At 71.4% G+C, this 26,490-nt stretch carries 23 protein-coding genes, 1 tRNA gene and 1 pseudogene; 13 read left to right on the top strand and 12 right to left on the bottom strand.

Annotation, left to right across the window (positions count from 1 at the left end; all coding sequences use genetic code 11):
- Positions 1–19: 19 nt before the first annotated feature.
- From AB0M36_RS02700 to AB0M36_RS02690, 3 genes and pseudogenes are all read right to left on the bottom strand, one after another.
- Positions 20–560, bottom strand: a pseudogene (locus AB0M36_RS02700) (carboxyl transferase domain-containing protein); the annotation flags it as partial.
- 52 nt (positions 561–612) lie between these two features.
- A tRNA-Val gene (locus AB0M36_RS02695) sits at positions 613–684 on the bottom strand.
- A gap of 58 nt (positions 685–742) precedes the next feature.
- Positions 743–1,138: a TIGR02611 family protein gene (locus AB0M36_RS02690; RefSeq protein WP_364151259.1), complete on the bottom strand. Its 396-nt coding sequence runs from the start codon at positions 1,136–1,138 to the stop codon at positions 743–745.
- A 335-nt stretch (positions 1,139–1,473) separates the two neighbouring features.
- Between AB0M36_RS02690 and AB0M36_RS02685 the strand changes: the two genes are divergently transcribed.
- The 4 genes from AB0M36_RS02685 to AB0M36_RS02670 all read left to right on the top strand — a co-directional run bounded on the left by AB0M36_RS02685 (position 1,474) and on the right by AB0M36_RS02670 (position 3,922).
- Positions 1,474–1,905, top strand: coding sequence for an SsgA family sporulation/cell division regulator (locus AB0M36_RS02685; protein ID WP_014446635.1), 432 nt, complete (start codon positions 1,474–1,476; stop codon positions 1,903–1,905).
- Positions 1,906–2,090: 185 nt separating this feature from the next.
- The gene (locus AB0M36_RS02680; protein ID WP_364151257.1) at positions 2,091–3,029 is read left to right on the top strand and encodes an AraC family transcriptional regulator; all 939 of its coding nucleotides are present in this window, start codon (positions 2,091–2,093) and stop codon (positions 3,027–3,029) included.
- Positions 3,030–3,206: 177 nt separating this feature from the next.
- Positions 3,207–3,662, top strand: coding sequence for an Rrf2 family transcriptional regulator (locus AB0M36_RS02675; protein WP_364151255.1), 456 nt, complete (start codon positions 3,207–3,209; stop codon positions 3,660–3,662).
- A 74-nt stretch (positions 3,663–3,736) separates the two neighbouring features.
- Positions 3,737–3,922 (top strand): DUF4236 domain-containing protein, encoded by a 186-nt coding sequence (locus tag AB0M36_RS02670; protein ID WP_364151253.1) that lies wholly within the window; start codon positions 3,737–3,739, stop codon positions 3,920–3,922.
- Positions 3,923–3,937: 15 nt separating this feature from the next.
- On the opposite strand, the gene AB0M36_RS02665 is transcribed toward AB0M36_RS02670, so the two are convergent.
- On the bottom strand, positions 3,938–4,816 hold the full coding sequence (locus AB0M36_RS02665) for a hypothetical protein (RefSeq protein ID WP_364151250.1): 879 nt from the start codon (positions 4,814–4,816) through the stop codon (positions 3,938–3,940).
- A gap of 76 nt (positions 4,817–4,892) precedes the next feature.
- Here AB0M36_RS02665 and AB0M36_RS02660 point away from each other — a divergent pair, with 76 nt between their 5' ends.
- The 3 genes from AB0M36_RS02660 to AB0M36_RS02650 all read left to right on the top strand — a co-directional run bounded on the left by AB0M36_RS02660 (position 4,893) and on the right by AB0M36_RS02650 (position 8,959).
- Positions 4,893–6,419 (top strand): fibronectin type III domain-containing protein, encoded by a 1,527-nt coding sequence (locus tag AB0M36_RS02660; RefSeq protein ID WP_364151248.1) that lies wholly within the window; start codon positions 4,893–4,895, stop codon positions 6,417–6,419.
- Between the two features lie 118 nt (positions 6,420–6,537).
- On the top strand, positions 6,538–8,127 hold the full coding sequence (locus tag AB0M36_RS02655; protein WP_364151246.1) for a diguanylate cyclase: 1,590 nt from the start codon (positions 6,538–6,540) through the stop codon (positions 8,125–8,127).
- Between the two features lie 28 nt (positions 8,128–8,155).
- Positions 8,156–8,959 (top strand): alpha/beta fold hydrolase, encoded by an 804-nt coding sequence (locus tag AB0M36_RS02650; RefSeq protein ID WP_364151244.1) that lies wholly within the window; start codon positions 8,156–8,158, stop codon positions 8,957–8,959.
- 113 nt (positions 8,960–9,072) lie between these two features.
- On the opposite strand, the gene AB0M36_RS02645 is transcribed toward AB0M36_RS02650, so the two are convergent.
- The 4 genes from AB0M36_RS02645 to AB0M36_RS02630 all read right to left on the bottom strand — a co-directional run bounded on the left by AB0M36_RS02645 (position 9,073) and on the right by AB0M36_RS02630 (position 13,380).
- Complete coding sequence (locus AB0M36_RS02645) at positions 9,073–9,864, bottom strand: endonuclease/exonuclease/phosphatase family protein (RefSeq protein WP_364151241.1); 792 nt, start codon at positions 9,862–9,864, stop codon at positions 9,073–9,075.
- Complete coding sequence (locus tag AB0M36_RS02640) at positions 9,854–11,302, bottom strand: phosphatase PAP2 family protein (protein WP_364151238.1); 1,449 nt, start codon at positions 11,300–11,302, stop codon at positions 9,854–9,856. The genes AB0M36_RS02645 and AB0M36_RS02640 overlap by 11 nt, the downstream gene beginning before the upstream one ends.
- Before the next feature lie 38 nt (positions 11,303–11,340).
- Positions 11,341–12,333, bottom strand: a complete 993-nt coding sequence (locus AB0M36_RS02635; protein WP_364151235.1) for a YihY/virulence factor BrkB family protein — start codon at positions 12,331–12,333, stop codon at positions 11,341–11,343.
- A 75-nt stretch (positions 12,334–12,408) separates the two neighbouring features.
- Positions 12,409–13,380: a diacylglycerol kinase family protein gene (locus AB0M36_RS02630; RefSeq protein ID WP_364151233.1), complete on the bottom strand. Its 972-nt coding sequence runs from the start codon at positions 13,378–13,380 to the stop codon at positions 12,409–12,411.
- Between the two features lie 70 nt (positions 13,381–13,450).
- On the opposite strand from AB0M36_RS02630, the gene AB0M36_RS02625 reads away from it, so the two are divergent.
- Genes AB0M36_RS02625 through AB0M36_RS02610 form a run of 4 tightly spaced genes read left to right on the top strand, consistent with a single transcriptional unit; the run spans position 13,451 to position 16,171 of the window.
- Entirely contained in the window at positions 13,451–14,299 is an 849-nt protein-coding gene (locus tag AB0M36_RS02625) for a YndJ family protein (protein WP_364151230.1), read from the top strand.
- A gap of 16 nt (positions 14,300–14,315) precedes the next feature.
- Complete coding sequence (locus AB0M36_RS02620; protein WP_364151228.1) at positions 14,316–14,810, top strand: DUF1990 domain-containing protein; 495 nt, start codon at positions 14,316–14,318, stop codon at positions 14,808–14,810.
- 3 nt (positions 14,811–14,813) lie between these two features.
- Positions 14,814–15,590 carry an MBL fold metallo-hydrolase gene (locus AB0M36_RS02615; protein ID WP_364151226.1) on the top strand — a complete coding sequence of 259 codons (777 nt, stop codon included), beginning with the start codon at positions 14,814–14,816 and terminating at the stop codon, positions 15,588–15,590.
- Positions 15,587–16,171 (top strand): VTT domain-containing protein, encoded by a 585-nt coding sequence (locus tag AB0M36_RS02610; protein ID WP_364151223.1) that lies wholly within the window; start codon positions 15,587–15,589, stop codon positions 16,169–16,171. The genes AB0M36_RS02615 and AB0M36_RS02610 overlap by 4 nt, the downstream gene beginning before the upstream one ends.
- Here the strand turns inward: AB0M36_RS02610 and AB0M36_RS02605 are convergent.
- Complete coding sequence (locus AB0M36_RS02605; RefSeq protein WP_364151221.1) at positions 16,161–17,090, bottom strand: serine hydrolase; 930 nt, start codon at positions 17,088–17,090, stop codon at positions 16,161–16,163. The two genes, AB0M36_RS02610 and AB0M36_RS02605, sit on opposite strands and share 11 nt — an antisense overlap.
- A gap of 102 nt (positions 17,091–17,192) precedes the next feature.
- Between AB0M36_RS02605 and AB0M36_RS02600 the strand changes: the two genes are divergently transcribed.
- Together AB0M36_RS02600 and AB0M36_RS02595 are read left to right on the top strand one after the other, a co-directional pair.
- The gene (locus AB0M36_RS02600; protein WP_364151218.1) at positions 17,193–18,203 is read left to right on the top strand and encodes a hypothetical protein; all 1,011 of its coding nucleotides are present in this window, start codon (positions 17,193–17,195) and stop codon (positions 18,201–18,203) included.
- A gap of 118 nt (positions 18,204–18,321) precedes the next feature.
- Positions 18,322–20,685, top strand: coding sequence for a glycosyl hydrolase (locus AB0M36_RS02595; RefSeq protein WP_364151216.1), 2,364 nt, complete (start codon positions 18,322–18,324; stop codon positions 20,683–20,685).
- A 435-nt stretch (positions 20,686–21,120) separates the two neighbouring features.
- Here the strand turns inward: AB0M36_RS02595 and AB0M36_RS02590 are convergent, their stop codons facing one another.
- The 3 genes from AB0M36_RS02590 to AB0M36_RS02580 form a co-directional block, all read right to left on the bottom strand.
- Positions 21,121–22,164 (bottom strand): S1 family peptidase, encoded by a 1,044-nt coding sequence (locus tag AB0M36_RS02590; RefSeq protein WP_364151214.1) that lies wholly within the window; start codon positions 22,162–22,164, stop codon positions 21,121–21,123.
- A gap of 714 nt (positions 22,165–22,878) precedes the next feature.
- Complete coding sequence (locus tag AB0M36_RS02585; protein WP_364151211.1) at positions 22,879–24,147, bottom strand: FAD/NAD(P)-binding protein; 1,269 nt, start codon at positions 24,145–24,147, stop codon at positions 22,879–22,881.
- A 790-nt stretch (positions 24,148–24,937) separates the two neighbouring features.
- Complete coding sequence (locus AB0M36_RS02580; RefSeq protein WP_364151209.1) at positions 24,938–25,516, bottom strand: winged helix-turn-helix domain-containing protein; 579 nt, start codon at positions 25,514–25,516, stop codon at positions 24,938–24,940.
- Positions 25,517–26,490 lie beyond the last annotated feature (974 nt).

The following is a 26,490-nucleotide window of genomic DNA, read 5'->3' as shown; positions in this document are numbered from 1 at the left end:
CGGATGACCTCCCCGGCAGTCAGCGCTTCGTGCCGTGCTCGATCGCCTCGATGATCCGCGGGCGCAGCTCGGCGGCGCTGATGATCGCGTCCACCGAGCCGACGTCGGCCGCGCGCTGGATGCTGTGCACCCGGTCGAACTCGGCAGCCACCTGGCCGACCTTCCCTGCCCGCACCAGGGACTGCACCTCGGCGAGCCGGGAGCTCAGTGCCGCCCGCTCGACGCCGCTGGCCGCGCGACCTGCGCCTGCGACTCGGCCACCCGCGGGTCGGTTGCGGTGCGGTTGTTCACCTCGCCGGAGAACAGCCCGGCCGCGGCCGGGCGCCGCCGAGAACGGAGGCGAACGCGCCTTCCAGGGCCAGCGCGGTCATGCGCGGGTTGAGGGCCCTGGAGAACACGACGAAGGCGCCGCCGTGGTAGCGGGAGATCACGCAGAATACGATCGGGCCGTCGAAGTTGACGATCGCGCGGCCGATCTCGGCGCCGTATTCCAGCTGGAGCCTGCGCATCGACTCCGGTGAGCCGTCGAAGCCGGACACTTCGGAGAAGTGTGACAAAACACCCGCCGTTGTGGATCCTGACGGCGGGTGTTTTAGCAGGTAAATGACTGTGTGGGCGATACTGGGATCGAACCAGTGACCTCTCCGGTGTGAACGGAGCGCTCTCCCGCTGAGCTAATCGCCCTTGCCGCAGCAGACTGTACCGGACCACCCAGCGGGCGGGCGAATCAGGGGTCGGCGCGTCAGGCGCCGGTGAGGAGGTCGCGGATCTTCACGATCAGGTCGATGCCCATGGTGAGCTTGACCGAGAGCCAGACCACCGCGCTGATGAAGACGAAGCCGAGCAGGCCGATGAGGGCTCGCAGGGGCAGCGACTGGCGCATGACCCAGTGGGTCCATCCCTGCACGTGCTTCTTGGTGAACTGGAGCAGGTGGCGCGCCCACACGAACTCGACCGCCCAGATGGCGAGGCCGAGGATCACGATGGCCCAGCCGGGGCCGGGGAGCGGGATGAGGGCTATGCCGACCGCGACCACGACGGCGCCGAGGATGCCGATGCCGACCTTGAGGGCCAGGTGGCTGGTGCGGTTGGACCGGATGCGGTCCAGCACGCCGACGGGCGCGTCGGAATCGGTCACGGGGTCTGATTGGGACATCTCGTTCACTTTCACGGCAAAGATCGCGTGCTCCCGGTCATTTCATCCCCTAGTGTTCCGCCTCCCCGTCACTACCCGGGAGGAATGGACGTTACCGGAGTGAGTCAACTGCTGGACCCACCCGACGCCGGGCGGAACCGAGTACTTGGGCAAACAAGACAACATACCGTTTAACGGCTCGTCCGGAGAGCTTATCGGAACCGTCTTCCCACTACTGGGTGAGATCAGCGTATGGCGGAGCGTAATGACAGGGATCACCTGAGTATGGGAAACGCGGGGTTCACCAGCCTCGCAGCGGTGCCGGGGGGAGTTCGTCCATGAGTACCATTCGTCCAACGACCGTCGAGGTCGAAACTTCGCTGCGGCTCGTAGCGCCTGACGCCACGGCCCTGCCCGTGCGCGCCAGCCTGCGTTACGACCCAGCCGACCCGTACGCGGTCCACGTGTTGTTCCACGCAGAATCAGCCGGTGGGGAAGCCGTGAGCTGGTCCTTTGCGCGAGAACTGCTCGTGACCGGGCTCGATGAGCCGGCGGGGATCGGGGACGTCCGGGTGTGGCCGTGGGCCACGCCGCGGGGCGACTTCGTTGCTCTGGCCTTGTCGTCGCCCGACGGCAATGCGCTGTTCGAAGTACCACGCAGCGTTCTGGTCCGGTTCCTTCGGCGCACCTATGTGGTGGTTCCGCGGGGTCGGGAGTCCGATCACCTGGACGTGGACGCGGCCGTCAACCGGTTACTGGCCGGTCGATAGCGACAAGCGATTTACGGGGCGACCCGTGCGGACACTGCCGGTCCGCACGGGTCGCTTTTTTGCGTACGGAAAGGGCGTCTATTTTGTCCGTTTCAATGCCTGTTTTCCTGATCGTCTGGCGGATATCCGCCGACCTCTGAACTCCCACGTGCATCGCAGGTCACGGCCGGATACGGTCGGCCTCGATGGTCACACCGGGACAGCAGCGCAGCAGGCTCGCACCCGCCCCGCCGGGGGTCGGCGTGGGTGCCTGCACGCTGTCCGCGACCGACCTCGCCGCGGACCTCTCGCGGCCACGGCGGCTGCCCTACCACCTGCTCGCCCTGACCACCGTGGGACAGGGCGCGGTCGAGATCGACTTCGCCGAGCACCGGTGCCGGCCCGGGACCCTGCTGTGGATCCGGCCCGGCCAGGCCGTGCGGTTCGGCGCCGGGCCGGGACTCGACGCCGCCCTGGTGACGTGGCGACGCGACCTGCTGCCGGCGGCCGAGATCACGGGCGTACCCGTGGACGATCTTCCGGGTCCGGCCAGTTGGCAGCTGGCCGGCGAGGACGAGGACGCGGTCATCAGCGAGGTGGCGCAGCTCGGCGTCGACTGCGCGCGACACTCGTCCGGGGCGATCGCGGCGGGTCTGCTGCGACACCAGGTGGCGGTCCTGCTGCTGCGCATCGCCCTGCTGGGCGCCGGCGCCCGCGCCGCGACCTCGGTCTCCGAGGCGCGGACCTTCGTGCGATTCCGGCGCGATCTCGAGGAGGGGCACGCGCAGAGCCGCCGGGTCGAGGACTACGCGGCCCGGATCGGCTGCTCGGTGCGGACCCTGACCCGGGCCAGTCTGGCCCTGGCCGGCCGTACGGCGAAACAGGTCGTCGACGATCGCGTGGCGCTGGAGGCACGCCGCCTGCTGGCCTGCACGGAGCTCTCGGTGGCGGAGATCGGACGCCGGCTCGGATTCGGCGAGCCGACCAACTTCGGGCGCTTCTTCCACCGTGAGGCGGGGATGAGCCCGGGCGCCTTCCGCACCTGGGCGGCGGCATGGACCCCGGGAGCCCCGGCAGGAAAGCCATCGGCGGACGCGGCCGATGCGGGTCGCCGGGTGCCGACGCAACGCCCGGCCGCCGACTGACCCGGGCGGCGGAGCCCGGCGGGAGCCGACCAGAACCGGCGAGAACCGGCGATTACCGACGCCAAGATCCCCGAAAGACTGACAGAGCCAGCACCCGCTGACGCTGCGTGATGTCCGAATTCCCATAATTCCCGGGGTGGACGAGGTTGGCGTGGCCGGAGGCGGCATGATGGTGGGGTGCAGATCTCCGCGCGTGGCGACTATGCGGTGCGGGCGGCGCTGAGCCTGGCCAACGCCTTTCCGGCCCTGATGTCCGCCCAGGCCGTCGCCCAGGACCAGAACATGCCCCGAAAGTTCCTCGAAGCCGTGCTGGCGGACCTGCGCCGGGCGGGGGTGGTCCGTGCGCAACGGGGCGCCGAGGGTGGCTACACGCTGTCACAACCGCCTCGCGATGTGACAATCGGCCAGATCCTGCGCGCGGTCGACGGCCCGCTCGCGGGGGTCCGCGGGCTGCGCCCCGAGGAGACCCAGTATTCCGGCGCGGCGGAGAACCTGCCCAACCTCTGGGTCGCCGTGCGCGCGGCCGTGCGTGAGGTGGTGGACGAGGTAAGCCTCGCCGATCTGATCAGCGGCCGGATGCCCGCGCACGTGCGCAAGCTGACCACCCGCCCGGATGCCTGGCAGCCCCGCTGACCCCACCGGCGTTTCGGAAGATCGGCCCTCGGGAATTCGTCGGGTAACTGGCGACTCGACGGAAGGACCCCCCAATGGGCATCATGTACCGCAGCCGCAAGAAGTTCGGGCCGCTGATTCTCAATTTCACGCAGCGGGGCCTCTCCTCCTGGACCATCAAGATCGGCCGCTGGTCCTGGAACTCCAAGGCGAAGGCGCACCGCGTCGACCTTCCGGGCCCGCTCTCCTGGAAGCAGGACAAGTCGGGCACCCGGTCCTAGGCCGAGATAACCACGTCAGGCCGAGATGACCACGTCTCCGCCGAGGCGGCCGTGCTCCGGGCGCCGGGTCAGCGTCCCGGCGTCCAGCAGCGTGTGCAGCACCCGGGTGGCGTCCGCCGCCCGGTACACCGTCTCGGTCAGCGCGAACGTCCGCAGGTCGGTCACGGTCGCCTCGCCCCTGGAACCCAGATGGGCCAGGAGTTCGCGCCGCAGCGGGCCGGGGTGCGGGCTGAGCGAGATGTCGATGAGGTGCCGCTCGGGGTCGCCCGGGTCGCGGTAGCGGACGCCCGCGTACTCGTCGACCGCCCACAGCAGTTCCTTGAAGCCCTCGAGGCTCTTGCCGAGTGTGGTGGCGTAGAGCAGGATCTCGCCCGGCTCGTCGGAGACCGCCAACTCGACCGCCGCGACGAGCGGGAAGCCCGCCTGCCGCAGGTCGTCGCGCGCCCGCGGCACCGATGACGTCCCGGGCAGGACGACGAGGGCCTCGGCGGGCTTCCCCGCCGCCAGGGCGGTGAGCAGACTCGCGCCGGGCGGCCCACCCACGGTGGTCGCGTCCAGAAAACCCAGCACGGGTACGCGCACAGCACCCGCCGCCTTGAGCGCCGGCCCCCACGAGTCCTCGGTGCGACCCGGCACACTGTGGACGCTCAGCCCCGCCGCGCCGGTGCCGCCGAGCTCGCCGCCGACCGCGACCATGGCGAGCTCCCGCCCCCTGACCAGGTCGGACTGTTCGGTGAAGACACCGAGCGCGGCCTCGGCGAGCGGACGGGTGGCCTCGGCGTACCCGTGGGCGTAGACCGCTCGGCGGGACCGGTGCAGCGCCGCCGGGGCCCACGCCTCCAGGTGGCGGACGAGAATCTCGCGTTTGACGTCGGCGATGCTGTCGGCGCTCATATCCGAGTTCTACCCGGTACGGCGGCGCGGCGCTACGCGAGTCGGGACTTGTACCTTCTGTTGCCGAGCAGACACTATGAGGCACGTGCCCCTCCCGCTCGCCGCCCTGACCGCCCAGGCGCAGACGTTGACGGCCGAGGGTGACCTCGCCGGCGCCCGGGCCGTGCTCGCCGGTGTCCTCGATCCGGCCGAGACCGACCCGCGTCAGGCCACGCCGGATCTGGCGCTCGCCGCCGCCCTGCAGGCACGCATCCTCATCGCGCTGGGCGAAGCGCACGCGGCCCGGGTCTGGGCGGGCTTCGCACACGCGGCCGAGGAGCGGCTGCACGGCCCGCACGACGAGCTCACGATCGCGGCCGCCGCGACCCACGCGGCGGTGCTGCACCGGGTCGGCAACCACGGCCGCGCCGCGCAGCTCTACCACGATCTCGTCGGCGAGCTGACCACGCTGGACGGCCCGCTGTCCGCGCGGGTGCTCGCGGCCGAGGCCGACCTGGCGACCGCCGAGCACTCCGCGGGTCAGTGCACCGCGGCCAGGGCACGGCTCACCGACGCCTGGACCCGGCACCGCGAGGTGCACGGCGACGCCTCCGCCGCCGGGATCAAGATGCTCGCCCGGCTCGGCGCGATGGAACGCGAATGCGGCCACGACGAGGACGCCGGCGAGCACCTGGCGTTGGCTCAGGAGCTGTGTGCCCGCCACCTTCCCGCCGACCACTCCCTGGCGCGGCAGATCGCCCGGCTGGCCGGGAGCCCGGCGTCCGGGCTGCACCAATGCGGGCGGGTGCGACGCTCGGCCGGCCCGGGTGGGGATCCGGTGCGCCAGGAGCAGCCGCCCGGCGACCTCACCGGCCGCCATGCCCGCGTCGAGCCGCCGACGCCCCAGCAGCCGGGCGAGCCGGTTGCCGCCGCCCGGCCCGGCTACGTCCCTCGGCAGGAGGAGAGAGGCCCCGAAGCCACCGGCGACATCCCGGCCGTCGCTCCCGGCGTCTACCAGACCGGCGATACCGGCGGTCCCGGGCTGTTCCGCCAGCCCGTCGACCGGGCCACCGCCCGGGTCGTCGAGCGTCGGCTGCCCGCACCCGTGGACGCGTCGGAGACGGCGAGCCGGCAGCCGTTCATCCTCGCCACGGTGCTGGTCGCCGGCGTGGCGGCAGCCGCCGCCATCGTGGCGGTGACCCTGCCGCGCGGCGACCGGGCCGAGACGCCCGGCGCACCGCTTCCGACGACCGCCGCGACCGGCCAGGCGAGCGCCGGCGCGACCGGCCCGGCGGGCGCCGGCTCAGCTAGCGCGGCGAGCGCCGCCCCGCCCGTCCCGTCGGCGCCGGTCGATCCTCTCGCGCCCATCGACGTCAAACTGCGCGACAACCGCGACAGCGTCTCGCTGACCTGGCGCTACCCGCAGGGCTCGGAGGGGCCGGTGCTGATCTCCGGCGGCCGCGAGGGCCAGGTGCAGCGGGCCTTCCAGCAACTGCCCGCCGGGACCACCGAGTACGTCGTCTACGGCCTCAACGAGCGCAACGATTACTGCTTCACGATCGCCGTCGTCTACACCGTCGACAAGGTGGCCGCCTCTCAGGCGGTGTGCACCACGCGCCGATGATGTGACGTAGATAACCAAGATCGTGGCGGACAACACCTCAGCGATCGCCGCCGGCGCCCGATCAAAGCCGCATCACCGAAGACCCGTACAGGGATCGGCCGGGAAGGGCGGAACGCTTGTGACGACCGAGGCGGCGGAGGCGGCCGGCGCGATGCTGGCCGTTGACACGCGCGCACAGCTCGAGGCCAGCCTGGAGGAGCTCGAGAAGCGCCCGGTGTCGTGGTTCCGCAGCGTCACAGTGCCCGCCGCCGTGGTCGAACGTCGGGCGGAGGCCCTCGGCTTCGACGATCTGGCCATTCGCGCGAAGCTGTTGCGCGCCGCCGTCCTCGTGCGGGAGGGCCGCCTGGAACGGGGTGGGCGGTGGGCGCACCAGGTGCTCGCGTGGGCCCAGGAGAACGACCACCCGTTCCTGCTCGCCCGCGCGCACCGGACCCTGTCGAGCTTCTACCGCCAGATCGGCGACCTCGCCGAGGGGCTCACCCACGCCGTCCAGTGCAACGCCCACCTGACCGAGGACGAGCCGCTGGACGTCCGGGCGCGACACCTCATGGCGCTCGGGATCGCGCTCGACGAGAGCGGCTCCACCGCCGAGGGCGATCGGAGGTTCCGGGAGGCGCTGAGCATCGCCACGGCCGTCGGCGACATCGAGCTGACCCTCAACATCCTCAACAACATGGCGTACACGGCGTACGAGAACAACGACGAGGCCGCCGCCCTGGATCTTGTCCGGCACTTGCGCGAGGTGGAGACCCGCAGCTCACGCAAGTTCAGCGCGCACGAGCTGGACACGATCGCGCGCATCGAGATGATGGGCGGGCGATACGACGCCGCCGAGGAGACGCTGAGCGCTCTGCTCGAGGGTGGCCAGTCGAAGGTGGAGTCGCACGAGGGCGACGCGCCAGCTGTCTGCCTGCTCACCCTCGCCGAGGCCCGCCGGCTGGATCGCCGTTACTCCGCCGCGCAGCAGGCCCTGGACGAGGCCGTCCGGATCGCCGAGGAGCGCGGACTCGACCGGGTACGCGCCAAGGCCCGCGAGGAGCAGGCCGCCCTGTACGCCGCCACCGGACGCTTCCAGGACGCGTACGACGAGCACCGCGCCTTCCACAAGTCAGCGACCGCCCTGCACTCGGCACAGCGCGAGGCGCGGGCCCGGGCCCTGCAGGCGGTCTTCGAGGCCACCGAGGCGCGGCGCGCGAGTGAGCACTTCCGGGAGATGGCCCACCGTGACGCCCTGACCGGCCTCTACAACCGCCGGTACGTCAACGAGCGGCTCCCCGCCCTGCTGGGCGAGGCGCTGGTGCGACGCACACCGATCTCGGTCGCGATCCTCGACCTGGACCACTTCAAGCGGGTGAACGACACGCTTTCGCACCACACCGGCGACATCGTCCTCCAGGAGATCGCCCAGCTCCTGCTGGAGACGGTCAGCGGGCCGATGATCGCCGCGCGGATGGGTGGCGAGGAGTTCCTGCTGATCATGCCGGGTGCGGACGCGGAGGAGGCCGCCGAGCGCTGCGAACGGCTGCGCCTGCGAATCCGCGCACACGCCTGGGAGCCGGTCACCGGAACCCTGCCGGTGACCGCCAGCATCGGGGTGACCACCTCGGACGACGGGCGCGGCTCGCCCTCATCGCTGCTCTCGCTGGCCGACCGCAACCTGTACGTCGCCAAGCGCGAGGGACGAGACCGGGTCGTCGCCGACGTCTGAGCCGGCCGCCGCTGGGTATCCCCCGATCATGCTGCCGCTCGCCCTGTCCGCGCCTGATGAGCACCGCGGGTGGGTGAGCCGCTGGTCGACGGTGGCCGGCGTCCGTACCCACGAACGCCTCCGCGCCAATCCCGTCGGCGGGCTGCCCGTGGTGATGCTGCACGGGCTGGCCGTCTCCCACCGGTATCTGATGCCGACCGCCGACGCGCTGGCCGACCGCCATCCGGTGCTGGTGCCGGACCTGCCCGGCTTCGGGTTCAGCGGCAAACCGCCGGTCGCCTACGACGTAGTCCGCCACGCCGAGTTCGTCTCCGCCTGGCTGGACTCCCACGGGCTCAGCGGCGTGGCCGTGGTGGGCCATTCGTTCGGGGCGCAGGTCGCGGCGGCCCTCGCGGTCCGGCGACCGGACGCGGTGACCGCGCTGGTGCTGGCCAGCCCGACGGCGGATCCGCAGGCGCGCAGCCGCCGCGCGCTCGTCGCCCGGTGGTTCGCCGACCTGCCGGGCGAGGATCCCCGGCAGGCCGCGATCCTGGCCCGGGACGTGTGGCAGGCGCGGCCGTGGCGGGTGTGGGCCACCGTCGGCCACTCGGTCCGGCACCGGATCGAGGAAGACCTCCTCCGGGTACGGGTGCCGACCCTGGTGCTCGGCGGCGACCGGGACACGGTCGCTCCCCTGCGGTGGCGTACCCGGATCGCGCAGCTCACCGACGGGGTCTCGGTGACCGTGCCGAGGGCCGCGCACAACGCGCTGACGACCGCGGGAGGTGCGGCCGCGGACGCGATCGCCGCGCATCTGGCCGCGGTGACGAGTGGTTCCGGCGCTACGGGGTAGTCGGGGTGCCATGCGTATCGGAAACACAGAGGTCCGGGTCCTCGGCGGCGGTCTCGGCTGCCTGACGATGATCATCGTGTCGATCGTGCTGTCGGTACTGCTGACCGTCCTGCTCAACGTGCTGTGAGGTCCAGGTCGACGGCGAGCGGATAGTGGTCGGAGGCCCACTCGGTCTCGTCGCCGCGGATGACCCGCGCGCGGGTGGCCCGGGCGGCCAGCTCCGGGCGGACCATGATGTAGTCCAGCCGCATGCCGCAGTTGGAGAACTCCCGGCCGCCTCCGCGGGTGGTCGGCACGGTGAGACCGTCGCCCTCCCCCGCCGTACGCCACACGTCCACGAACCCAGCCGCGCCCAGCGCCTCGATCGCCCGCGTGTCGGGCCGGTCGTCGGCACCCAGATGCCGGCGGCGGAAGAGCGGGGCCAGCCGGGCGAGGCGTTCGGTGTGCGCCGTGTGCGGGTCCAAGGCGTTGAGATCGCCGGTGATCACGGTGAGCGGCCCGCGGTGGCGGTGGGCGAGCCAGCGCGCCTCGCGCATCCGCCGGTACGGCCGGAACGGGTTCAGATGTGTGCTGACCACCGTCAGCGGTCCGGCCGAGGTGGGCACCTCCACGGCCGCCGCGGCGTGGTGCAGTTGCCAGCGGACCGTCGAGCGGCCCGCGATGTTCAGCGGCGGCCGCACCAGCACGGCCACCGGCTGGCCGAAGGCGGAGGGAGACAGGTGCGCCGTCATGCCGAGCGCGTTCGCCACCTCGCGCATGCGCTGAGCGTCGTGCCGAGCGAAGTCGCGCAGCTCCTGCAGGGCGACGATGTCCGGACGCTGCCGCTTCAGCAGCGCCACGATCGCGTCGAGCCGGCCGCCGCCGCCTCCGGTCCTGATGTTCCAGGTGAGCAGGCTAAGCGTCATGGCGCACGTCCGCGTTGGGCCGGACCGAGAAGTAGAGCACCGTGAGCCAGCCGGCGGTCAGCAGCATGGCGCCCAGCACGTCCGTCGGGTGGTGCATTCCCCGGTACATCCGGGACACCGCCACCCCCAGCGGCATGATCACGGCGAGAACGACGAAGATCCAGCGCCACCAGTACTGCCGCAGGCGGGGCATGAGCAGCAGGGCGATGGCGGCGTAGAGGCACATCGTCGCGGCGATGTGCCCGGACGGGAACGACGACGTCGGCATCTTGCCGTCGAGTTGCTCGACCGGCGGACGCGGCCGGTCCACCGCCGCCGCCGCGCAGAGGAAGAGGGTCAGCTCGCCGACCATGGCGAGCACGACGTAGAGCACCATGCGCCAGTGCCGCCAGACGGCGAGGGCGAGGGGGCAGAAGACGAGCGAGACGAGCAGGATCGCGTGCGTGTCGCCGGCCTTGCTCCACGCCCAGCTCACGTCGTCCCAGGTCGGCGTGCGCATGCTCTGCAGCCAGGACGGCACGCCGTCGTCGAACCGGTCGATCCAGGTGCCCTCGGTGTAGTCGGTGAGGGCCCAGCCGAGCACGTAGAGCAGGCCGAAGACGAAGACCCAGCCGACCAGGATCTCCATGGCGCCGGCCCAGGGGTGGGGCAGCAGATGCTCGCCGGGTGTGCCGGGACGCACGTCGGTGGCGGCCTCCGGCTCCAGGCCGTCCTCCAGCGGGACCTCCGGGCGGCCGATCTCGCGCCGCCAGACCCGGAAGGCGTACGCGGTGACGCCCAGCCAGGCGGCACCGAGCATCCAGCCGGCCAGCACGTCCGAGACGTAGTGCACGCCGAGCGAGATCCGGGTGATCCCGATCGCCACGACGATCATCGCCATCACGGTGATGAACCACTTGCGGTGCCGCGCCGAGACGGCCGGGAGGAAGACGAGCAGCAGGGCCCCGTACACGATCATCGAACCGAGGGCGTGGCCGCTGGGGAAGCTGTTGCCGGGCGCGCTGGCGACCGGGATGTCGACGACCGGGCGTAGCCGGGCGATCAGGGCCTTGAGCGACGGGTCCATCAGGAGCGCGCCGACGCCGGTGACCACGAGATAGATCGCGAGCCGGAACCGTCTGCGGATCAGCATCGCGACCACGGCGATGGTGACCAGCCACATCATGATCGGCCGGCCGCCGGCCCGGGCGACGAACTCCAGCGCGTCCACCACGGCGGGCCGCGTCGAGACCAGCCTGTTAAGGCCGTCCGCGACACCGGAGTCGAGGCGTTGCAACGGGCCCCAGTGTCCACGGACGAGCAGCAGCAGAATGCCGAAGCCCAGCCCGAGCGCGAGGACCACGAACAGGCCCAGAACGCTGCGTTCGGCGAAGTGGGCAAGCGGCTTTCCGCGCACCGGTTCTCGGGCCGCCGTCCTGTCCTGCTGCTCGGTCACCATGTCGCCAGGCTCCTGGTTTCTCGGGGGGTGCGCCCCGATTACCCCGTGCGCTGTTCCGGTACACCGGGTTGGTCGGTGCCCGGCTCCCAGCGGTCGCGCAGCGCCGGCCGGGTGACGCCCACCCGCTGCGCCTCGAGCTGCGCGGCGAAGGCGAGGCCGAGGAAGAGCGCGATGCCGGTGAGGTTGGCCCACAGCAGCAGCGCCATCATCGCGGTGAGCGGGCCGTACGTGGCGCCGAAGCCGCCGCTGACCTGCACGTACCCGGCCAACAGCAGGCTGGCGACCCACCACAGCACGGTGGCCAGGACGGCGCCGAAGAGCAGCCAGGTGAGCGCCGGCTGGCGGCGGCGCGGGGAATGCCGGAACAGCAGCCCGACCGCGAAGACGATGAGCAGCAGGCTCAGCGGCCACCGGGCGATGTCGAAGGCCACGCGGGCGCCGTGATCCCACCCCACCTGCCGGGCTATCGATTCGCCGGTCGCGTGGCCCGCGACGAGCAGCAGGAAGCCGAAGAGGGCGGGCAGGCCGGCCACGACGGCCAGGACGGCGGCCCGCATGTACTTCTCCAGGGCCTTGCGGTCGCGTTCGACGCCGTAGATGCGGTTGGCGCCACGCTCGATCTGCGCCATCGCCGTGGTCAGCGCCACCAGGCCGGTCAGCAGGCCCAGGCTCAGCGCCAGCTCGCCGGCGTCCTCGGTGCGGTCGTCGTCGTTGAGCAGCTCCCGGACCAGTGGTTCGCTAGCACCGGGGGTGAGCGCGATCACTGTGTCGGCGACGACCTGGCCGCCCTCCTCGACGCCCAGATCGGTGGCGAGGCCGGACAGCGCGATCATGAACGGCACGATGGCCAGGCAGAGCTGCAGGGCCAGGGCGCGCGAGTGGCTGAAGCCGTCGCCGTAGCGGAACCGGACGAACGCGTCCCGCAGCAGATGCCACCGCCCGTAGTGGCGCAGCGCGAGGAAGGCGTCATCCGCCGAGAGCTCGTCCCCCGGCATCATCTTGGTCTCGGGCACGGGAGATGTGCTACTCATGACGTCGCCTCGCTTCGCTCACCGACGCCATGAGGCACAAATGCACTGAGCTCCATGATTCGGTCGCAAGCTCCCTCACTTGGCCTCCTCTGCCGCGGCGCGCACCTCCTCGGCGGCCTTCTTGGCGGCACCGCTGTCGTAGGCGAGGTCGGGATCGCTGTCCGGTTGGGGCACGCACAGCAGCAGGGCCCGCGGTTGGATTCCGATGGACATGCTCACGCCCGGCTCGATGAGGTCGCCGTCGAGCTGGCGCGGCTGGGGCGCGATGCCGCGGATCTCGACCCGCTTCGCCGTGTACGTCTCCATCCGGGGAATCCGCTCCCGGCGCCGGATCACGGCCCAGCTGAGGGCGGCCCAATGTGCGAGGTTGCGCGGGCTGAGGATCGCGACGTCGAGCCGGCCGTCAGCGGGGTCGGCCTGGCTGAGCAGCCGTACGCCGCCCTGCAGCCGTCCCACGTTGCCGACGATGACCGTCCGGGCCCGCCGCCGCAACGCCGGCTTGCCGTCCAGCGAGATGACCACGGGCATGGGCTTGTCGCGCAGGTGCTTGAGCGCGCCGCCCACGTACGCGATCCAGCCGATGTGTTTCTTGGCGGTCTCGGAGGTGCCCTCGAGCATCCGCGCGTCGAAGCCCATCCCGGCCATGACGGCGAAGCACCGGTCGCCGCAGACGCCCACGTCGATCCGGCGCCGGCCGCCCTGCAGCGCGATCTCCACGCCGGTCGCGGCGTCGCCGCCCAGGCCCAGGTTGGCGGCGAGCAGGTTGCCGGTGCCGGCGGGGATGACGGCGAGCGCGACGTCGGTGCCGGCCAGCGCGCCGACGGCCGCCATGACAGTGCCGTCGCCGCCGCAGACGAAGACCAGCTCGGCGCCCTTCTCGATCGCCTCCAGGGTCTGGCCGCGCCCCGAGTCCTCGACGGTGGTCTCCAGCCACTGGGGCTCGGGCCAGCCGGCCGTGGCCAGCCCCTCGACGATGGTGCGCCGCAGCAGATCCAGGTCGGGAACCTTGACGGGGTTCACGACGACGGCGGTACGGGGTCCGGTCACGGCGACAGTGTGCCGGACAAGGCCCGTTACGGCGACCCGAGCACTCAGGGGTTACAGTGGCACCATCAAGTTGAACGCGTTCAAGAACGGGGAGGTCGCCATGTGGGTGCTCGTCAACCTTCTGGTCATGGTGGGCATGCTGGTCGTCGTCCCGGCCGGCCTGCGGATGCTCGCCGACCCGGCCGCGGAGCTCGCCCGGCGGCTCTGGCCATACGGCGCCGTGGCCGGGGCGCTCAGCCTGTGGTTGCCGCGCGGTGCCGTCGCCACGGCGCTCGCCACCGGCTACGCGATCACGACGGCGGTGCTCTGCGCGTACGCGCTCAGCCGGCCGACCCGCCCCCGCCGCGAGTGGCCCGCCGAGGCCGCCGTGCTGACCGCGCTGATCGGCCCGGCCATCGCCGCGAGCGCCCTGGTCGCCGAACGCAGCGGTTATCACCTGTTCGGGTTCGAGCTGGGGGTGTTGTCCCTGACCGTGGCGCACTTCCACTTCGCCGGCTTCGCCGCGGCGCTCATCGCGGGGCTGCTGACGCGCGTCCGACCCGGTTCCCTCGCCGACGCCGCGGCGCTGACCGTGCCGGCCGGCACCCTGATCGTGTTCGTGGGCTACTTCACGGCCGAGTGGGTCGAACTCGCCGGCGCCCTCGTGCTCACCGCCGGCATGTGGACCGTGGGGGCGCTGACCTGGCTGCACGCGCGCACCGGCGCGACCGACCGGCTCACCGCCGCGCTGCTGGGCGGCTCGGCGCTGGTGCTCGCGGCCTCCATGGTGCTCGCGGTGAGCTGGGCGTTGGGCGAGGCCACGGGCCTGCCGCACCCGTCCCTGGCCTGGATGGCGGCGACGCACGGGATAGCGAACGCGCTCGGATTCGCGGTATGCGGCATGGTGGGCTGGCGCCGTGTCGGGGCAATGGTCCAGTAAGCGAAAGAGGTCACCGATGTTCACCTACGCCGAGGTCGGCGCAACCCTGCGTGAACCACTGCCGGTCGGCTACCGGCACCTGCGCTACCGCACCCCTCTCGGCCGCGATGTCTTCGACTGCGCGGCCGAGGCGATCCTGACGTTTCGCATGCACCGCCGCACCGGCGCCCAGATCCGGACGGCCGCCGACCGGGCCGCGCCGGGCGTCCGGCTCACCGTCGGCGCCGGGCCGCTGCGCGCGCCCTGCGAGGTGGTCTGGACGGCCGAGGAACCAAACCGCGCCGGATTCGGGTACGGGACGCTGCCCGGCCACCAGGCCCGCGGCGAGGAGGCCTTCCTCGTCGAGCGGGACGCCGACGGCCAGGTGTGGTTCTCCGTGACCGCCTTCAGCCTGCCCGCGCGCCCGCTGATGCGCCTCGGCGGTCCGGCCGCCGTGCTCGCCCAGCACCTCTACGCCCGGGCTTGCGGCCGCGCCCTGCGGAAACTGTGCGCCCTCCCGGCGTACGGTTGATCCGTGCCCGAGACGAGCGTCACCTGGTGGGGGCACAGCACCATGTGGCTGGCCGATTCCGGCGTCCGCCTGCTCACCGACCCGGTGCTCACCGACCGGCTGATCCACCTGCGCCGGCTGGCGGGACCGACGCCGGTGCTGCCGGGCGCCCCGGACGCGGTGCTGCTGTCGCATCTGCACGCCGACCACTTCCACCTGCCGTCGCTCAAGGCGGTGCCGGGCGAGCCGCTGCTGGTCGTCCCCCGGGGCTCGGCCGCGTTCGTGGCCAAGTCCCTCGGCCGCGCCTACGGCGACCGCTGCGTCGAGCTGGTCCCCGGCGAGGAGACGATGGTCGGGTCGGTGACGGTCCGGGCCGTGCCCGCGGCACACGACGGCGGCCGCGGTCCCTGGTCGCGGCTGCGCTCGGTCGCGATGGGCTTCGTCGTCGAGGGCGCCAACCGCACCTGGTACGCCGGCGACACCGGCCTGTTCGACGGCATGTCCGCCCTCGGCCCGCTCGACCTGGCCCTGATCCCGGTCGGCGGCTGGGGTCCCACGCTGGGCGCGCACGGCCACCTCGACGCGGCCGACGGCGCGGAGGCCCTGCGCCGGGTCAAGGCCACCTGGGCGGTGCCGGTGCACTACGGCACGTTCTGGCCGGTCGGCATGAGCCGCGTCCGTACCCACATGTTCCGCGACCCGGGCACGGAGTTCGCCCGCCGGGCCGCCATGGCCGCGCCGGACGCCCGGGTGCGGGTCCTGGCACAGAGCGAGACCCTCACGATCGAGCCGGCCGCGTGATCTCCGAACTGGGCGCCCTGGCCTGGCTCTTCGCGGTCGTGGCGTTCGGCGCGATCGTCCCGGTCGTCCCCACCGGCGCGGCGGTCAGCGGTGCCGCGGTCCTCGCCTTCCACGACCATCCCCTGCTGATCGTCCTCGTGATCGCCGCGGGCGCCGCCGGCGCCTACGTCGGCGACCTCGTCATGTACGCGATGTGCCGGGCCGGCGGCGAGCAGCTCGCCCGCCGCCTGCGGTGGCTGCGCGACGAGGAGCGCCTGGTGCCGCTGAAGGAGAGGTTGCGGCGCAGTCAGATCCCGGTGCTGCTGGTCTCCCGGCTGCTGCCCGGCGGCCGCGTGCCGGTGCTGCTGGCGGCTGCCTTCCTGGGGTTGAGCTGGCGCACCTTCGTCATCGCCAACCTACCGGCGTGCGCGCTGTGGGCCGCCGTGTACGCCGGCATCGGGGTGGCGGGCGGCTCGATCTTCCCCGAACCGTGGCAGGGCGTCGTCGCGGCCATCGTCCTGGTGCTGGTCATCGGCCAGCTGGTCAACCTGGTCGCCAAGCGGCGCACGGCCTCCAGCGAGGCCGAGGACGTCAGTACTTGAGGTGTTGCCGGGTCAGTCCGGCGACCTTCTCGACGAGCGCGATGCCGCCGTTCATCGAACGGTTGTTGTGCGACAGGACAGCGATCGAGACATCCGACTGCTCGTCGTCCGAGACGACCCGGCCGACCGAGTTGATCACCCAGAGGCCACCGTCCTCGGTCCGGGTGTCCCAGCCGTTCTTGACCGTCACCGTCTCGCCCTTCTCGGCGACGTCCGGAACGCCCCACTGCTGGCTGTCGTCGACCGTACTCATCAGCGAGAACGCGGTCTTGCGGGAGCCCTTGTCCAGCGGGCCGTCGGCGTCGACCAGCTTCTCGAGCAGCTTGACCTGATCGTCGACCGTCGTCCTGGTCAGACCCCAGGCCGGGCTGACCACCGTCTGGGTGAGACCGAGGCGCTGGTTGCACTTCGTGAGACCGGCGCGGCCGCCGAGCCGCTCGAAGAGCGCGGACGTGGCGTCGTTGTCGCTGCGTCGGATCATCGGGTCGGCCAGTGCCAACTCCCCCGAGGTGGGGTTGCGGTCCTGGTCCTGGGCGCGCAGCAGCACGCAGGCCAACACCTGCACCTTGACGATGCTGGCGGTGTCGTACTTCGCCGAGCCGCGATAGGAGTAGCGCTCGCCCGTCCGCCTGTCCAGAACCGCGACGGAGAACTCCGGGGCGGAGGCAGCGACCTTCTTCAGGGCGGTGTCGAGACGATCGACGCGCCGGGCGCGCTCCGCCGCCGCCAGCTCCTCGGGACTCGGCCCACGGGAGGTCGCGGACGGGCGGGGCGACGGCGTGTCGTCGCCGACCGTCAGCGCGCTGGGCAGAAGGCCGCCACCGCCGCGGCCGTCCCGCACGCCGAACCCGATCAGGGCAACGCCCCCGACGATGATCGCCATCGCGAACGCGAGAAGCCAGGCCCGGGTAGATCGCACCCATGCATAGTGCCGTGCTTCCCGCGAGATCCCAAACCCCTTTGACGCTGCGCATGATCACCGGCACGGTTGGTCACGACCGGTGCGGGCACAATGGTGGGCATGGCCCTGCTCCCCTCCCCCGCAGCCCTTGTCGATTTCTCCCGATATGCCGTCGGTCAGGTGGTGGAAACGGCCGCAACCGTCGCCACCGTGCCCGTGCGGCTGCTCGGCCTGCTGGGTCAGACCGAGCTGCTCGTGAGCAGGGTCACCGTCCTCGCCGAGCGCGCGCACGGTCTGATCGACCGGGTCGAGCACGCGGTCGACGCCGTCGAGTCCCTGACCGGCCGGGTCGAGTCCCTGACCGGCCGGGTCGACTCCCTGCTCGGCCGGGTCGACTCCCTGACCGGCCAGGCCGACGACACCGTCGGCGGCGCCCGCGCCTTGATGACCCGCGTCGACAGCACGGTCACCGACGCGGACGCCCTGGTGGGGCGGGCCGGCAGCACGGCCGCGGCGGCCGAGACGGTCATGGCCCGGGTCAACGGCGCCGCCGGGGAGGCGGAGACGCTGATGGCGCGGGTGCATCGCACCGCCGGGGAGGCGGAGGCCCTCGTGGCGCGGGTCGACCGCACCGCCGGGGACGCCGACACGATGGTCGCGGGCGTCGGCGGCACCGTCGTGGACGCCGCCGAGGCCGTCCGCGAGACCAGGGCGATCCTCGCGGCGGCCGCGCTCGCGGTCCAGGAGGTCGCGGCGATCACCAGTGCGGCATCCGCCGTGGTCGGCCAGGCCGAGGGCACCTCCACGACCGCGAAGGAACTGCTTGACGGGTACGCCCCGACGCTGCGCCGGGCCGCCCCGCTCGCGGCCCGCTTCGTCGAGGAACTGACGCCCGAAGAGGTCACCGCGGCGATCAAGATGATCGACGAGCTGCCGCGGCTGCGGGAGCACCTGAGCAACGACGTCATGCCGCTGCTCGGCAAGCTCGACCAGGTGGGGCCGGATCTGCACGCGCTGCTGGCGGTCACCAACGACCTGCACCTGGCCATCGTCGGCCTGCCGGGATTGAAGCTGCTGCGCCGCCGCGGCGAGGAGCGGGTGGCCGAGGAGAACCTGCCCGACGCCCGCTGACCAGCGCCTATTTACATACGTAAACATTGACGAAACAAAGTGGTGACAGTTACCGTGGCGGCATCGTGAGAGCGCTCTCTCACCCCCGGCGACCCCCGAGCCCCCGGAGGTACCCGACATGCCGTCCCCCCGGCGCCGCCTCACCGCCCTGACCACCGCCGCCCTCACCCTCGCCGCCGGCGTGCTCGCCGTGACCGTCGCCAGCGGCGCCGACGCCGCGCCCGTCGGCGCCGGCAGCTACACCGAGACCCTGCCGCCCGGCGGAAAGCTCCCCACCGGCTGCGGCTCGCTGTCCACCAACCCGCGGCAGTACGTGACCCCGAACGCGCCCGCGGGACCGGTGCCCACCAACGACTGGTGGTCCTCGCTGCTGTTCAAGAAGGGCGACGAGTGCAACTTCTCGCAGCCGCTGTTCGCCGGGCCGGCCTCCTACCGGCCGGTCGCCAGCGGACTGGGGCTGTCGTACCAGACCGAGGCCGCGATCAGCGGCAGCGGCACCGGACTGGGTGAATACCACTATCCATACGCGCAGCACATCGTCATCGGGGTCGACGGCCTTCACGCGTCGCAGGCGCTGGTCGACGACTGGAGCGACTGGACGGTCACGCCGAGCTGGAACGACGGCACGCGGACCCTCAAGGCCACCGTCGGCCACGGCCTGCCCATGTCGTTCTTCCAGGCCACCGGCGGCGACGCGCTGCTGACCATCACCGGACCGCCCACCACCTGGCAGAACGCCGGCGACCGGGTCGGCTTCTCGATCGGCGGCCACGACTACGTCGCCTACGGCCCGACCGGCGCGACCTGGACGGTCAACGGCAGCACCATCCGCTCCAGCCTGGCCGGCAAGGGCTACTTCTCCGTCGCCGTCCTGCCCACGGACTCCGGCACCAGCACCGCCGACAAGATCGCTCTCGCCGACACCTTCGGCCGGTACGCGCACCAGCACGTCACCGACACCCGCGTCTCGTACGCCTACAACCAGAGCGCCGGCACGGTGAGCACGACGTACTCGTTCACCACGACAGCCCGCGAGGGCAGCGGTTCCGGGACGGTCATCGCCCTCTACCCACACCAGTGGCGCTACCTCTCCAGCGGATCGCCTCTCTCGCGCACGTACGTCTCGCCCCGCGGCACGATGAAGATCGTCACGGGTACGTCGTTCGGCACGTCCATGAAGTACACCGGCGTGCTGCCGGAGATCCCCGCCGTGGGCGACTCCAGCGGCGCCGACCTGGCCCAGATCACCACGTACCTCAACAACGAACTGGCCGACCCGGCCGCCTTCCGCGGCGACGACACCTACTGGACCGGCAAGGGACTCGGCCGGGCCGCGCGGATCGCGGAAATCGCCGACCAGCTCGGTCTCACCGCCGTACGCGACTCGGCGCTGACCGTCATCCGCACCCGGATCACCGACTGGTTCACCGCCTCACCCGGCAAGACCTCCCGGCTGTTCTACTACGACCGCAACTGGGGAACGCTGATCGGCTACCCGGCGTCGTACTTCTCCGACGAGGACCTCAACGACCACCACTTCCACTACGGCTACTTCGTGGCCGCGGCGGCGACCCTCGCCAAGTTCGACCCCGGCTGGGCCACGGACAGCCGCTACGGCGGCATGGTCGACCTGCTCATCCGGGACGCCAACAACTACGACCGCGCCGACACGCGGTTCCCCTACCTGCGCGACTTCGACATCTACGCCGGCCACGACTGGGCCTCCGGGCACGGGGCGTTCGGCGCCGGCAACAACCAGGAATCCTCGTCGGAGGGCCAGAACTTCGCCAACGCCCTCATCCAGTGGGGGCAGGCCACCGGCAAGACCGCCGTCCGCGACGCCGGCATCTGGCTGCACACCACCCAGTCCGCGGCGATCAACGAGTACTGGTTCGACGTCCGCAACGAGAACTTCCCCGCGACCTGGGGACACAACTACTCGGCGATCGCGTGGGGGTCCGGCGGCGCGTACGCGACCTGGTTCTCCGCCGACCACGCGATGATCGTCGGCATCAACATGCTGCCGATGACCGGCGGACAGCTCTACCTCGGCGACTACCCGGCGGCTGTCCGCAACACGTACGCGGAACTGGTCCGCAACAACGGCGGCGAACCGACGGTCTGGCGCGACATGCTGTGGCAGTACCTCGCTCTCGGCGACCCGGACGCGGCACTGGCCAAGTTCCGGGCGAACAGCACATACACGTCCGAGGAGGGCGAGAGCAAGGCGCACACCTTCCACTGGATCCGCAACCTCGCCGCCCTCGGCCAGGTCGACACCGGGGTGACCGCGAACCATCCGCTGGCCAAGGTGTTCACCAAGAACGGCGCACGGACGTACGTGGCGGTCAACATCACCGGCGCGGCCCAGACCGTGACCTTCTCCGACGGCAGAACCCTGAGCCTGGGCCCCGGCCGCACCGTCGCGAGCGGCGCCACCAACTGGACCGGCGGCACGGCGACCGGCGGCACCGGTTCATGACCGCCAGGAGGCGATCTCCGGCGGCGTGACCATTGCGCACCTGGCACGGCGATGTCCACGGTGGCCAACCGGAACAGGTTGGCCACCACCGCCTTTCTCCGCCGCTTCGCGATCCCCTTCCCGCGCCCGGCGTCCGTTCCTGCCTCCTTCGCGGTCGCCCTCCGGCGTCGCTCCCGGTCTCCCTTCCCGGTCCCCCTGCGGTGTCGCTCCCGGGTCCCCTTTCCCGTCGCCCTCCGGTGTCGCTGCCGGTCTCCCTGCCCGTCGCCCCTCCGGTGTCGCTGCCGGTCTCCCTGCCCGTCGCCCCTCCGGTGTCGCTGCCGGTCTCCCTCGCGGGCCTGGCAGACGGGTCTCAGCGGAAAGACCCCGGCGGGCGGCCGGGGCCTTTCCTTGGTGGGGGACGGCTCTTATGTGTTCTTTGCTGGATGGAGAACCGGCTCAGTAGACCGAGACGCCGTAGACGCCGAGGGGCTCCGTCACCGGCTGGAAGAAGGTCGTGCCGCCCGAGGAGCAGTTGCCGCTACCACCGGAGGTCAGGCCCATCGCGGTGGTGCCGGCGTAGAGCGGGCCGCCCGAGTCGCCCGGCTGGGCGCACACGGTGGTGCGGATCATGCCGTACACGGTGCCCTGGGCGTAGTTCACCGTCGCGTTGAGGGCGGTGACCCGGCCGGAGTGCGTACCCGTCGTGCTGCCACGGCGGTAGACGGTGGTGTTCACGGCGGGGGTAGCCGCGTTGGTGATGTCCTGCGAGCCCACGTACCCGGGCTTCGAAATGCTCGTGTTGGTGTAGCGCACAATGCCGTAGTCGTTGGTCGGGAAGCTGCTGCCGGCCCGGGTGCCGAGCGTCACCGAGCCGTTCGTCCACGTCGAACCGGCGTTCGTGCAGTGGCCGGCGGTCAGGAAGTAGTACGTGCTGCCACTGCGGACGTTGAAGCCCAGCGAACACCGCGAGCCGCCGGTGTAGATGGCGTCGCCACCGGAGATCAGCGGGCTCAGCGTGCCGGGCACGGACTCGACCCGGGCCCGGTCGCCCAGCTTGGCGACGACGGCCTTGACCGCTGCCAGCTTCGCGCCGGTCACGGTGCTGTCGGCGGTCACCAGAATCTGGTTGCTCACCGGGTCAAGAGCGAATGAGGTGCCGGGAGTCTTGAGGTCGACCTTGAGGGTGGCGTCGGCGGCGGCGAGCGCGGCGCCACTACGAATGACGTAGCGGGGAATGGCGCCGGCGGCGGTCACTGACTGCGCGGTCGCCGCATCCGTCACGTTGACGACGACCTTGCCGGCCGAGTCGACATAGGATCCGGCAGCCTTGTCGCCGAGCTGAGCGTCCAGGCTCGTGGCAAGGGTGGAAGTCGCGAAGGTGGGGTCTGCGGCGGGACCAGCCGGGGCGGCGTACGCGGGTGACGCGAAGGCGCTGCCCAGCAGCAGGGCGACGGCGAGGCCGGCGATCGGTCGGCCAGGCTTGGAGCCGGGGATACGCACGGGGTCCTCCCAGGGGGATGGGGGGTACGCCGGGAGCCCGGCGTACCGAGTGCCACCCGTAGTATTGAGAACAATCAATGACAACTCAAGGCAACAATGTCGTACCGAGTGTCACCACGATGTTCTTCAAATCACCCCTGAGCTGGGGGTTCGTGACTTGCATATCACTGGGCTATCACTCATCCGGGATGCCACGGTTGTTCATGATTAACATTCCGGCACTCCCGTTTTGCGACGCCGCTGCGCGACTTTCGCCATGCGATTCCGAGACCGCTCGCCCGTAATGCGACTCCCGCCGTGCGTCCTCAACTGCGGCTACCGCCTCGCATCGCCCGGCACCACCTCGCACCGCCCGGCACCACCTCGCACCGCCCGGCACCACCTCGCACCGCTCGACGGCGGCTCGTCGCCCGCCATGCGACTGCGACTTCCTGCGCGACTCCCCCCGACGCAGGGTGACCCGCGACGCGTAACGGCTCGGCGAGCCGTTCGCACTCGCCCGCGCGGGCCCCGCCCGTCATGCGACTTTCCGCCCGCCGGGCAAATCTGGTCGGCCGTGCGGCTCCCGCCTACCGTCACTTCAGCCGGTCGTGCGACTCCCCGCCTGCCGTCCACTTCGGGTGGCCGTGCCACTGCCCACCTGCCCTGCCACTGCCCGCCCGCCGTGCGGCTCTGGCGCGCGGTGCGGCTTCCGGCGGGTGTTCGGCTCTCGCCCTATCCGACGCCCGCGAGCACTGGCCGGGGGCGCAGGTCGGTAGCGAGCCGGTGAGCTTGAGCCCGAATCTCCGGCACGGCCGTCGTCTCCCACTGCGCGCCGCGACGCAGCGGGCCGATCACCCAGAGCCGCTCGTTGACCCGACCATCGGCGGCGACAAGCCGGCCCGCCTGGTCGATGTCGAGCCCAAGATCGTGCGGACCCAGCCGGGCCAGCCCCTCCGCCAGCAGGCCACCGACGAGCGGACCCGCGGCACCGGGAAGGCGCCCCGGCCCGGCACAGTTGACCACCGCGGCATAGTCGGCGAGACCGGGCCAGGCGGCGACTCCACCCCGGCGGATCTCCAACAGTCCGGCCTCCCGCAACGCCACGACCCGCGCGGCGACCTCGGGCGCCATCCGGTGCCGGTGGCACTCCCAGGTCCGGGCCAGGTGCCGCAGGAAGGCGTCCTGCTCCTCCGGCGTCAACGCGGTCCAGAGCTGATCCAGGTACGGCCGCATCCCATCGACCACCGGCCGCCAATCCCCCGCCTCGCCCGCGGCGGACCGCACGGCCCGGATCACATCACGCAGGGTGGCACAGTCGTCGAGGACAGGCTCCTCGGGCGGCGCGGCGTCGACGGTGTGGGTCAACGGCAGCAGACCCCGCCGGCTGATCGCCACGACTGGCGCGCTGCGTCGGTCGTCGGCGGTGAGAGTGAGCGCCACGTCGACCGCGGTAAGACCGGTGCCGATGAGCAGCACGGGCCGGTCGGTCGGAAGCGCTTCCAACACACTGGGACGCCACGGGTCGTCGATGTAGTGGGGATGCTCGAACGGCTGCCGGGCAACGGTGGGACCACCGACGGCGAGAACGACGTGATCGGCGCGCACGATCGACCCATCGTCGAGCACGACCGCGCCACCCCCATCCTCCGGCACGATCCGAGTCGCCCGGGCGCGCCGCACCTCGACCCGCCCGGGATTGGCCGCGACGGCCTCGTCGAACACCGCACGCAGATAGCGGCCGTACTCACGGCGCGGCCGGAATTCACCGGGTGCGGCGCCGGACCACCGTACGAAGTGGTCCGGGTCGTCCGGATAGGCGCTCATGGCCCCGGCGCGCGAGTTGAGCAGGTGCCAGGGCTGGGCGTTCCCGTACGCGACCCCGCCGCCGGGCTCGTCGGGCTCGATGAGAACGACCTGGTCCTCGTCGCCGCATCGCAGCAACTCCCGCATCACCAGGACGCCGGAACACCCGCCTCCGACCACCGCCACCGTGCGCCGCATGGCACCCCCAATCTCCTATCAGCACGATAGGCAATGGAGGCCTTGGAAGCCAGGACCCCGCCGCGCCGATCATGCGGCCAGCCGCGCCACATCGCGGGCCGCCCGCACGATACTCGACATCCGCATCCCCCGCCCGCGCCGCCAGCGCGGTCGCTCGAAGTCGCGGGTCGAGCTTCTCCTCGCCCTCATCGCGGGCACCGGCACTCTCATCACTGCGCCGACGACCAACACCAGGACCTCAACGGACGACCGGACAGCATGCAGCCGGACCCCTCAACCAGGTGCCGTCGAGCAGCCAGGCCGAGCCGTCGAGCAGCCATGCTGTGCCGTCGAGCAGCCACGTCGAGCAGCCACGCTGTGCCGTCGAGCAGCCAAGCGGCGCGCCATCGAACCGTTGGCCGCCCGCCGGCAAGGCAGGCAGGCCGTAGACAGCCGAGCGGGAGGCGGCCCGAGCCGGGCGCCGCCTAGCCGGGCACACCTCTACCGCGCGCAGCCCAGCCCGCCACGCTCAGCCAGCCAAAGGCAGCCCGGCCAAACCTAGCCCAGCCAGCCACGCCCACCCAAGCCGGACGTAGCCCCTCCGCACAGACGTAGCCCATCCGCACAAAGGCGAGCCTGACGCGGCCCAGCCAGACGCAGGCGGGCCGGCCGCTGGGTCAAGCAGCGGCCGGGTGGCACTGACGGGATGAGCCGCAGGCTGGCCGCTTGCGAACGACGGCGGCTTGCGAACGGACCGTCAGCATCCTGTCCATCAATGTGGACGGGCCGTTTCGTGGGCGACAGGCAGCGGTCAGGACTCGCTGATGGTGATGGGCGCGTCGTCGGAGAGGCGGTAGCCGACGCCGTACACCGTGGTGATGATGTCCGGGTCGCCCAGCTTGGTGCGCAGCCGGCTCACGTGCACGTCCACGGTTCGCACGGTGGTGTGGGTGTGTCCCCAGACGTGGCCGAGCAACTGGTTGCGGCCGAAGACCTGTCGGGGGTTGCAGGCAAGGAAGACCAGAAGTTCGTATTCCAGTCGGCTCAGGTCGAGCACCTTGTCGCCGAGCGTGGCGGTGCGCGGTCGCAGGTCCAGGTGGAGACCAGTGCGGGTCCGCTCGGGCTCGAGGGCTGCCACCGGCGGAACCACCGGCGTGTCCAAGGCGATGTCGGCGCTGGGACCGGCGGCCTCGACAAGGTCTCGCAGCGCGGCCAGGAGTCGCTCGCTGTCCTCGGAACCGGGCGCTCCGAGCGTGATGGTCAAGGTCACCGACGAGACGGGGTCGCCGGTGATCGGGCGCATGCGCGCGCTTCGGGGGCGGCCGCCGGGACCACGGCGAGCAGTCGGGACGCGGCGCGGGAACAGGTCGGCGACGGCGAGAACGGACATGCGGACCTCCGGAGATGCCACCGCAGCCGGATCTCGACGGCGGTCGAATAATACTTCTCCCACGTGTTGGGTAGGATTATAAGCGCATCGGTGCGCTGGTGAGTTCATACGAAAGAAGGAGCGGCGGACGATCAACGAGAACCTCGCGGCCACGGAACCTCAAAGCCTCACGGCCTCCTCGAAGCCTCACGGCCACGGAGCCCCAGGGCCTCGAAGTCTCAAGGCCTCCGAGCCTCACGGCCACGGAGCCTCACGGCCTCAGAGTCTGCGTCACCTCAGAGTCTGCGTGACCACAGAGTCTCGCGGCTTCAGAGCCCTACGGCCCCGGGGCTTCACGGCCTCAGAGCCCCACGGCAACAGAACTTCGCGGCCTCAAGAGTCTGCGGAGCATAAGATCCGCGGCCATAGTCTCGGAGCCACTGCAGCTGCGGATCCGTTCGAAGCATCCTCATCACTGAGGCCGTCCGACCACTTCGGACCCATTCCGCTACCTCGCGGGAGTGGACCGAGAACCACCGGCCTTCGGACGGCCGACTCCTACACCCAGGCCTCATCGCCTGCGGCGCGCTGGCGCGCGCCCTGTCAGCTCATCGAGAGAACCCGTGGGCGCAACACCGAGCGCTCGCACACCGGAGAAGATCGATGGCGAGGCGGGACGTCAGTCGTACGTCGCGCAACAGCATGCCTCCGATCCTTCTTGCTCCACGCGCCCTGGTCAAAACAAATCCAGAATGCGGGAGTCTTTCCCCCGAAACGATAACGGGCCAGCTCGCCGCTCGGAAAGGTGACGACGCACACAATATTTCAAATCGGCCTCGATCAATCTGCCGACCATCTCGCGATCGGTTCTGACCCTCGGGTGCGGGCCGCAGAGCGCGGGGCCGCAGAGCGCGGGGCCGCAGAGCGCGGGGCCGCAGAGCGCGGGGCCGCAGAGCGCGGGGCCGCAGAGCGCGGGGCCGCAGAGCGCGGGGCCG

Source organism: Actinoplanes sp. NPDC051346 (assembly GCF_040682215.1).
Classification (GTDB): domain Bacteria; phylum Actinomycetota; class Actinomycetes; order Mycobacteriales; family Micromonosporaceae; genus Actinoplanes.
Note: the sequence above shows the minus strand (reverse complement) of the source record. Positions and strands in the feature narration are given on the sequence as shown.

Coding starts and splice junctions, on each gene's coding strand:
- AB0M36_RS02685 (WP_014446635.1), top strand. CDS start 1,474: ATGAGTACCATTCGTCCAACGACCGTCGAGGTCGAAACTTCGCTGCGG.
- AB0M36_RS02680 (WP_364151257.1), top strand. CDS start 2,091: ATGGTCACACCGGGACAGCAGCGCAGCAGGCTCGCACCCGCCCCGCCG.
- AB0M36_RS02670 (WP_364151253.1), top strand. CDS start 3,737: ATGGGCATCATGTACCGCAGCCGCAAGAAGTTCGGGCCGCTGATTCTC.
- AB0M36_RS02665 (WP_364151250.1), bottom strand. CDS start 4,816: ATGAGCGCCGACAGCATCGCCGACGTCAAACGCGAGATTCTCGTCCGC.
- AB0M36_RS02660 (WP_364151248.1), top strand. CDS start 4,893: ATGAGGCACGTGCCCCTCCCGCTCGCCGCCCTGACCGCCCAGGCGCAG.
- AB0M36_RS02650 (WP_364151244.1), top strand. CDS start 8,156: ATGCTGCCGCTCGCCCTGTCCGCGCCTGATGAGCACCGCGGGTGGGTG.
- AB0M36_RS02645 (WP_364151241.1), bottom strand. CDS start 9,864: ATGACGCTTAGCCTGCTCACCTGGAACATCAGGACCGGAGGCGGCGGC.
- AB0M36_RS02640 (WP_364151238.1), bottom strand. CDS start 11,302: ATGGTGACCGAGCAGCAGGACAGGACGGCGGCCCGAGAACCGGTGCGC.
- AB0M36_RS02635 (WP_364151235.1), bottom strand. CDS start 12,333: ATGAGTAGCACATCTCCCGTGCCCGAGACCAAGATGATGCCGGGGGAC.
- AB0M36_RS02620 (WP_364151228.1), top strand. CDS start 14,316: ATGTTCACCTACGCCGAGGTCGGCGCAACCCTGCGTGAACCACTGCCG.
- AB0M36_RS02600 (WP_364151218.1), top strand. CDS start 17,193: ATGGCCCTGCTCCCCTCCCCCGCAGCCCTTGTCGATTTCTCCCGATAT.
- AB0M36_RS02595 (WP_364151216.1), top strand. CDS start 18,322: ATGCCGTCCCCCCGGCGCCGCCTCACCGCCCTGACCACCGCCGCCCTC.
- AB0M36_RS02585 (WP_364151211.1), bottom strand. CDS start 24,147: ATGCGGCGCACGGTGGCGGTGGTCGGAGGCGGGTGTTCCGGCGTCCTG.
- AB0M36_RS02580 (WP_364151209.1), bottom strand. CDS start 25,516: ATGTCCGTTCTCGCCGTCGCCGACCTGTTCCCGCGCCGCGTCCCGACT.